Source organism: Blautia sp. DFI.3.45, assembly GCF_020593505.1.
GTDB lineage: Bacteria > Bacillota > Clostridia > Lachnospirales > Lachnospiraceae > Blautia_A > Blautia_A wexlerae.
The window spans coordinates 1-7,545 of sequence record NZ_JAJDMI010000080.1 but is presented as its reverse complement, the minus strand read 5'-3'; the positions used below and the strand labels follow the sequence as shown (position 1 = coordinate 7,545).

6 protein-coding genes and 1 pseudogene are annotated in these 7,545 nt (G+C 38.3%); 5 read left to right on the top strand and 2 right to left on the bottom strand.

What is annotated here, in order from left to right; all coding sequences use genetic code 11:
- From LJE09_RS16405 to LJE09_RS16385, 5 genes and pseudogenes are all read left to right on the top strand, one after another.
- Window positions 1-82: pseudogene (locus LJE09_RS16405) on the top strand (DUF6061 family protein); the annotation flags it as partial.
- A gap of 227 nt (window positions 83-309) precedes the next feature.
- A complete protein-coding gene (locus LJE09_RS16400) occupies window positions 310-984 on the top strand; it encodes a response regulator transcription factor (RefSeq protein ID WP_008707461.1) in 675 nt (224 codons plus the stop codon).
- A 4-nt stretch (window positions 985-988) separates the two neighbouring features.
- A complete protein-coding gene (locus LJE09_RS16395; protein WP_055066700.1) occupies window positions 989-1,894 on the top strand; it encodes a sensor histidine kinase in 906 nt (301 codons plus the stop codon).
- A gap of 73 nt (window positions 1,895-1,967) precedes the next feature.
- Window positions 1,968-2,678, top strand: a complete 711-nt coding sequence (locus tag LJE09_RS16390) for an ABC transporter ATP-binding protein (RefSeq protein ID WP_008707470.1) — start codon at window positions 1,968-1,970, stop codon at window positions 2,676-2,678.
- Window positions 2,672-5,332, top strand: coding sequence for an ABC transporter permease (locus tag LJE09_RS16385; RefSeq protein WP_008707471.1), 2,661 nt, complete (start codon window positions 2,672-2,674; stop codon window positions 5,330-5,332). The genes LJE09_RS16390 and LJE09_RS16385 overlap by 7 nt, the downstream gene beginning before the upstream one ends.
- Before the next feature lie 128 nt (window positions 5,333-5,460).
- On the opposite strand, the gene LJE09_RS16380 is transcribed toward LJE09_RS16385, so the two are convergent.
- Entirely contained in the window at window positions 5,461-6,165 is a 705-nt protein-coding gene (locus LJE09_RS16380) for a DUF6040 family protein (RefSeq protein ID WP_044952226.1), read from the bottom strand.
- The coding region (locus LJE09_RS16375; RefSeq protein WP_227311559.1) for a MobA/MobL family protein at window positions 6,143-7,545 on the bottom strand (1,403 nt) is incomplete at its 5' end. The genes LJE09_RS16380 and LJE09_RS16375, both read right to left, overlap by 23 nt.

Sequence of the window (7,545 nt, the reverse complement as noted above, 5' to 3'; positions counted from 1 at the left end):
GCCTTTGGAATATGCAAGATTATATCTTGATGGCAATTTACAGATGTGGGTGGATGCAGAAGATTCATTAGAACTTTATTAAGCAAGAAGTGAAATATTGTTGTAGATCTATCTCATTTCTTGAGGGTTCTTAAGATGCAAGATGATTGCTAATACGCATTTTACAATAGAGTTTAATTTTTAAAACTGTATGGTGGAAAGCAAGTCTGAAATGGCTTGCTTTTTGCTTTACAACGAGGGTGGTTACTGTATAATGAAATATGAAGTAAAAAGCAGTAATTTGATATGAAGCAATAAAGGAAATACATGATGGAAAAATATAAAATTCTAATAGTTGAAGATGATGTTGATTTGAGAGAGGGACTTTCCTTCTCCTTTTCTGGTGATGGATATGATGTGACAGAGACAGGGACAAAAAAGGATGGTTTACAAGAAATCGCAAACGGTGGTTATGATATTGTATTTTTGGATTGTAACCTGCCGGACGGAACGGGCTTTGAACTCTGTAAAGAAGTTCGTAGCTACAGCAATATCCCAATCATTATGCTGACTGCTCGTGATACAGAAATGGATGAGATAAAGGCTTTAGAATTAGGGGTAAATGATTACTTGTCAAAACCATTTTCTCTGGGTGTATTAAAAGCAAGAATGAAGCGGATACTTCAAGAAAAATCTGAAAGTACAAAGATTGTTACAGGTTCATTAAGCATAGACCAGAGTACTTGTAAAGTATATAAAAGAGGTTCAGAAATCTCTCTTAGCAAATTGGAATACCGTCTGTTGGTGTATTTGATTGAAAATAAGAATCATATCCTTTCTAAGGAGCAGATTTTAGAGAAGATATGGGATAGTGATGGAAAATATGTAGATAACAATACGGTGTCTGTGAATATCAGCAGGCTTCGTACAAAGATAGAGGATGATGTATCGAAACCAAAATGGATTCAAACAGTTCATGGAATCGGATATATCTGGAAGGAATAAAGAGATGTGGATTACGATACTTTTAGCAGTGCTTTTGTGTTTGTCGATTGGATATAGCATATATCAAAAAAGAAAAACATATCGCCTGATTGACCGTTTGCTGGACAGTGTGTTAAATCGGGAAATGATTGCAGCTTCTGATGTGGAAGAAGGAGAATATTCTGCCCTTGTCAGTAAAATCAAGCAGATACAGGAAGTGCTTGATAATCACGTGAATAGTGCCGAACAAGAAAAAGAGCAGGTGAAAAGTCTGGTATCTAATATGTCTCATCAATTAAAAACGCCCTTAGCGAATATTTCTCTCTATGCAGAAATCTTAAGTAAAGAGGAAATTACATCAGAACGGAAAACATTGTTTTCTGAAAAAATGCAACGACAGATTGACAAGCTGAGTTGGATTGTGGAGTCTTTATCGAAGATGGTAAAATTGGAGCAAAATATTGATGGCTTTGAAGGAAAAGCAATAGGGATCAAGCAGACGATTTTAGACGCAGTAGATACGCTTTATGAGAAACTGGAAAAAAAGGAAATCAACTTTACATTGGAACCATTTGAGGACAGATTACTGTATCATAATCGAAAATGGACAGCAGAAGTATTTGTAAATTTGTTGGAAAATGCTGTTAAGTACACCGATAGAGGAGGAACTATTTCCATTTGTGTAAAAAGTTATGATTTATACACAGAGATTCAGATTGCAGATAATGGGCGTGGTATCCGGCAGGAGGAAATGACCGATATATTCAAACGATTTTATAGAAGCCCAGAAGTTGAGAATATGGAAGGTTCTGGGATTGGTTTGTATCTTTCTAATCTGATTTTGGAAAAAGAAAAAGGATATATGACGGTAGATTCCGAGTATGGAAAGGGAAGCTGTTTTTCTGTGTTCTTACAAAACTGTAAGAACTAATCATCCGTTTGTAAAGAAATTGCAAGATACGGCAGTTATACTGGATGTATCAAGAAAAGAGGAGTGATGACGGATGAGTATTTTAGAATTACGAAATGTTGAGAAAATATATGGAGAAAAAGATAATCAGGTAAAGGCACTACGGAATATCAATCTAAAAGTAGAAGAAGGCGAGTTTGTTGCCATTGTAGGCACATCTGGTTCAGGCAAATCTACTTGTCTTAATTTAATCGGTGGTCTGGATAATCCGACAAGTGGACAGATTTTTATAAAGAATAAAGAGATTGGTTCTCTTTCAAGAAAAGAACTGACGATTTTCCGTAGAAGAAATATAGGGTTTGTATTCCAGAATTATAGTTTAATGCCTGTGTTGAATGTGTATGATAACGTGGCATTGCCGGTTACATTTGACTGTGGAAAACATATTAACCGCAAATATATCGAAGAATTGTTGCGGGAACTGGGCATTTGGGAGAAACGCAAGAAATATCCAAACGAATTATCCGGCGGTCAGCAGCAAAGAGTTGCAATCGCCAGAGCTTTGGCAAATAAACCGAGTATCCTGCTTTGCGATGAACCGACAGGTAATTTGGACTCAGCCACAACCATTGAGGTTATGGGGTTATTAAAAACGAGTTGTCGTAAGTACAATCAGACGATTCTCATGGTAACGCATAATGAAGCCATTGCACAGACTTGCGACAGAGTAATTCATATTGAAGATGGTCAGATTGTTACAGGAAAGAGAAGATTTCCGGCAAAAGGCGGTGATGTCGTATGTTAAAGCTGGCATGGAAATATATGCGGTATTACAAGAGCCAGACATTTGCAATTTTTGCGAGTATTTTATTAACAGCATCATTGCTTTCCGGGATTTCTTCTTTGATTTACAGCAGTCAGAAAAGTGATCTGGCGAACAGCAAAACTATTTACGGAGACTGGCATTATTATATTGAAACGGATAAGGAACTTTTTAATTCTGTAGAAAGCGGTGAGAAAGGAAAAGGATATACGCTGGAACAGTGTGGAAAAATGGAAATCCGTGACGTTGTGGCAGAAGAATTTATGATCTGTTTTATCCATGCCGATGAAACTTATCGTCAAATGGCACACAGAGACTTGTTGGAAGGAACATTCCCTGAGAAAGAAAATGAAATTGCAGCGGATGGATTTGTGCTTAGTAATCTTGGATTTTCAGGGAATTTAGGAGATTCCCTTCGCATTGGTGAAAAAGAGTATATTGTTACTGGTGTTCTGAAAAGCGAATGGGCGGCAAGTTCCAGTGAAATGGAAGTTTTTGTAAGTGATTCTTTTAAAGGTCGAGGAAGCCAGACGTTTTTATATCTCAGTTTTAATGAAGATGAGAAGTTATATAAACAGTTGGATGCTTTTTTACAGGAACATAAATTATCTTCTGAATCGGTAGCAGAAAATGATGAAGTAATACAGTATCTTGGCGGAGAAGCACCAAGCAGCATTTCTGAAATCGTGAAATTTGGTCTGTTTGAAGAAGAAGGAAACTTCACTTATATCGTTTTGAAATTGCAGAGCGACTACAATCTGGCTTACAACGGAATGATTTTCCTGTTATGTCTGTTCAGTCTTTTCGTAGTTTACAGCGTATTCAGTATTTCTGTATCGAAGAGAACTTCTGAGTACGGAATATTACAGACATTAGGTATCAGTGAAGCGCAGATTGGTGGCACCTTACTTTTGGAACTTTGGACGTTATTTTTCATTGGATATCCGTTAGGATGTCTTTTAGGAAATGGTGTTTTAAGCCTTATGTATCAGAAATTTAGCGGTGTATTTGGTGGAAAAGGAATCAGTGGAGCAGGGAATGGTCTTTCTGTTGCGGACCATACGTTAGCAGAAGGAGAAAATACAGTAGAGTTTTTTGTTTCAAAGGAAGCTGTTGTGTTTGGTTTTGTATTTCTACTGATTTCGTTAGCACTCGTTGCCTTTCTCGTGGTTCGTTCCATGCGGAAAGATTCGCTGAAAACTGTGATGAGTGGAGATACTTCTTTTGTAAAAAGAAGAAAAATATACGCTATGCGAAATGTTAATATGGCAAATGTAGTGGTGCGGAAATTCATGTTTGCCAATAAACGAAAGGTAATAGGGATTTTATTATCCTTGTCTATCGGCGGTTGCATTTTCTTATGTACCACCTATATGGTAGAAAATTTGAAGGTTCACGCAGAACTTTCGCTGATATCGGATGATGGGCTTGGTTCTGAGTACCGTATTTCTTTAAAATCTGACTCGCTGAAGGATACGATTCCGGAGGCGGTAGCAGATAAGATTAAAAACATGCCGGAAACAGAGAATGTATATGCGACAAAGTATACGATGGGGGAATTACAGATTTCCAAAAACGAATTTTTGTCAGAAGAAGAATGGAGTGACTATTTCAAATATCAAAATCAGGAGCCGTATTATATCCAGAGATATGATGGGATCTGTAAGCAGCAGGAAGATGGAAATTATCGGATTAAATATAATGTGTACGGTTACGATGAAGCGATGATAGAACAGCTTCGGGATTTTATTCTGGAGGGAGAGATTCAGCCGGAAACAATAAAGAATAATAATCAAGTGATTGTGACGGCGAATATGGACGGTCAGGGAAATTACTTTTTTTATGGAAAGAAGCCGGGCGATACCATTACTCTTCGAGTACCAAAGACAGAAAACTATACAGATGAACTGTTAAAATTCCAAAGTGGCGAAGAAAACTATATTGAAAAAGAGTTTGAGATTGCGGCAATCGTAAACAGACCGTTGGCGCAGGAGAAAGATTTTCTGAATACAGAAGTCTGGAAAAATGCGCAGAGTGTGATTATGACAGGCGAACAGATGGAAGAAAACTTTGGAATTACAGATTATAGTTTTATCAATGCATCGCCGGCTGATAGTGCGGATGCAAAGATCGTGAGCAATCAGTTATTACAAGTAATCCGAGATGTTCCCAAGGCAGTATTGCAGGATTATACGACCGCAATTGCAACACAGAAAGGTTATCTTGGACAGCAGCAGATCTTCTTTTCCAGTATTGCAGTGATTCTGCTGATTATCAGCCTGTTCCATATCGTAAACAGCATGAGTCATACGATTCTGACCAGAAGAAGAGAGTACGGGATTATCAGAGCAATAGGGATTACGGACGGCGGATTTTACAAGATGATTTTACAGACAGGTATTCTGTATGGATTGTTGGCGGATGTATTTATCTATCTTATTTATAACAGAGTTCTTCGCAGAGTGATGAATTATTATCTGGCTCATGTGCTGCAGTTTTTACATTATACTACTAATATTCCGAATCTGGTTCTGAATGGAATTATGGTGCTGAATGTAGTGATTGCAGTAGTGGCAGTAATGTTTCCGGCTTGGAAGATGGGAAAAGAGAATATCATAAGTGAGATTAGAAGATAGATTTATAATCAGGATTTTTAGAATTTCTTTAGTGGTTAGTATCATTGGATATAGCAATAGAATTAGAGAGAATACCCAATCTTTATAAGTAACCAGAGGGCGACAGTAAAATACTGCCGCCCTTTCTTTTATCGGTTTGTCCAGTAAAGAGTGTTCAGATAACACCGGATTCCAAGATATATTCCCTGTATAAATAATAAAAGAAACAAAAGATTTATGGGCATTACTTTTTTGATTGATTCTCCAAAATAAATGATGACAACAGCACTTGTCAGTATCATTAGTAGAGTAATAACATCCCAACAGTTTTTCTTATATAATTCTATAATCTTTATTTCTATCAGTATCGCAAGTATCCCTGTTCCTGCTACGTATATTCCAACAACTAATATCAGCAATAACCAATATATGATTCCGGCTATAAACGCATTGGGAATTTTTGTACTGATCTGTGCCACAGATTGCCCAGCATCAATCGTCCATCCGATAAAAGTTTGTATGAATGACGCTGCATCATGGAAGAATGATTTACAATCGGAAAGGAGCACATCTGACTGTACTGCCTGAAAAAGAGTGGTTGTCAGCGAATACCATGCAAGAAGGAACAAGGTTGTTTGGAACATTACCGTTTTTGCTTTATATTGTCCTGCAAGTCGCTCTTTTTGTGTTTCGTATTTTGCTTTTGCATTCTGATAGTCTGTCCGGTCACAGGCTTCACATTTTTCATAGAGTACCGGCTTTTCTACCGGTATCTCTACGATTTTCTGATGTGTCCGGGCATAATCCCGTTGTTGTGTTAAGCATCGTATTTTATCTTGACATTCCCCGATCATGACGTTTGCGCTTCGCAGCTTCTCTTTCTCGATCTGCAATGCTCTGTCTGCCAGCTTCAAGTCGTTCTTTAATGCTTGAATATTCCCGGCTCTGTTCTCTTTGTTTAATTTCTCGTTCAAGGTCAGAGATTCGCTGAGCTGCGTCTTCAGTTCCACGATAAGCTGTTCTTTCTGTTCTAGTTCTTCTTGTATCTCCTCGGTCAAGAGCAGAAGTTCTTCCAACTGTTCGGCGTTCTTTGATTCTCTGGATTCGTTCATCTATATCACGTCCTTTCCTTATTTGCTGTTCCAGTTCAGCAATTCGGTGTTCTGTTTCAGCAATAAACTGTTTTCGCTGTTCAGAGTCTGTGCCAATTTCTGCCATTACTGATTTTCGTTTTCCAAAAGTTCTATCTTCGTTTTCTGTTCTTCCATCTTGGAAAGCAGTTCCTCGGTATTTGGCAAAATGTTGAGCAGCTCGGATAACTCGCTGTTTAATTTTTGCAATTTCTGATTCTGTTCCTGCATAAGAGAGAGTTGGGTGTCCCGGTTCTGCATTTCCAGAATCATTTCTGCCATTAAGGTCTGCTGTTCTTCGATTTGCCCAATCATGGATTCCATTAAGGGTATAATTTCCCGGCTTTCTTCTAATGTCATTTAATCGCTCCTTCCATAATGATAATGCACCCGATACTTTTCCAAAGGTGTCCAGTATCTTTTGCAATAACGTGTTTTGTTGTTTTATGATTTGATTTTCCGCTACTTTCCACGAACCTTTTATTTCCTGCCCGGCAAGAAACTTTTGTTCAATCTTTCTTGCGTCAGCGCCTTCATGGATGGTAGGAATCTGGAGTTTTCCCTGTTTTTCATAAGAACGGTGATCGACCTGATTATGCAAAGGAAGATGTTCATTACACACCTTTGCCCATTCACTCCGCCACAGTTCACAATTTTTTGGATTGTTCCATCCGGTAGCATCGGTCAGCACCCGTTTCCATTGCAGGCGGTTTCTTGCACCCATCTTCTGAATTCCGTTTTCGTCTAATACAGGGATACGGATTCCATGACGGTCAGGGTTTTTCTTATCCTGCCACCAGTTCGGATGGGATTCATCAATCACGATATTTCCGTTTTTATCTCTGACAAAATCCCAATCCTTGACTTCTTTCTTTCCCCAAGAATGATCCGGGTTAAAAGGACGCATAGTCAGAAGCAGATGGACATGGGGGTTGCCATCCCCTTTATCGTGGATACTCCAATCAGCACACATTCCTCTATCTACAAAAGTTTTTTGAATATAGTCAGTTGTATATTGAATTTGTTCCTGTCTGTTCCATTCTTTGGGAAGGGCAAATTCAAATGACCTGCCAAGTTGGGCATCTGCATTTTTTTCAATCTTCA

Bases quoted from the DNA above. Each gene is read 5' to 3' on its own strand.
- LJE09_RS16395 (WP_055066700.1), top strand. From the start codon at position 989: ATGTGGATTACGATACTTTTAGCAGTGCTTTTGTGTTTGTCGATTGGA.
- LJE09_RS16390 (WP_008707470.1), top strand. From the start codon at position 1,968: ATGAGTATTTTAGAATTACGAAATGTTGAGAAAATATATGGAGAAAAA.
- LJE09_RS16385 (WP_008707471.1), top strand. From the start codon at position 2,672: ATGTTAAAGCTGGCATGGAAATATATGCGGTATTACAAGAGCCAGACA.
- LJE09_RS16380 (WP_044952226.1), bottom strand. From the start codon at position 6,165: ATGATCGGGGAATGTCAAGATAAAATACGATGCTTAACACAACAACGG.
- LJE09_RS16400 (WP_008707461.1), top strand. From the start codon at position 310: ATGGAAAAATATAAAATTCTAATAGTTGAAGATGATGTTGATTTGAGA.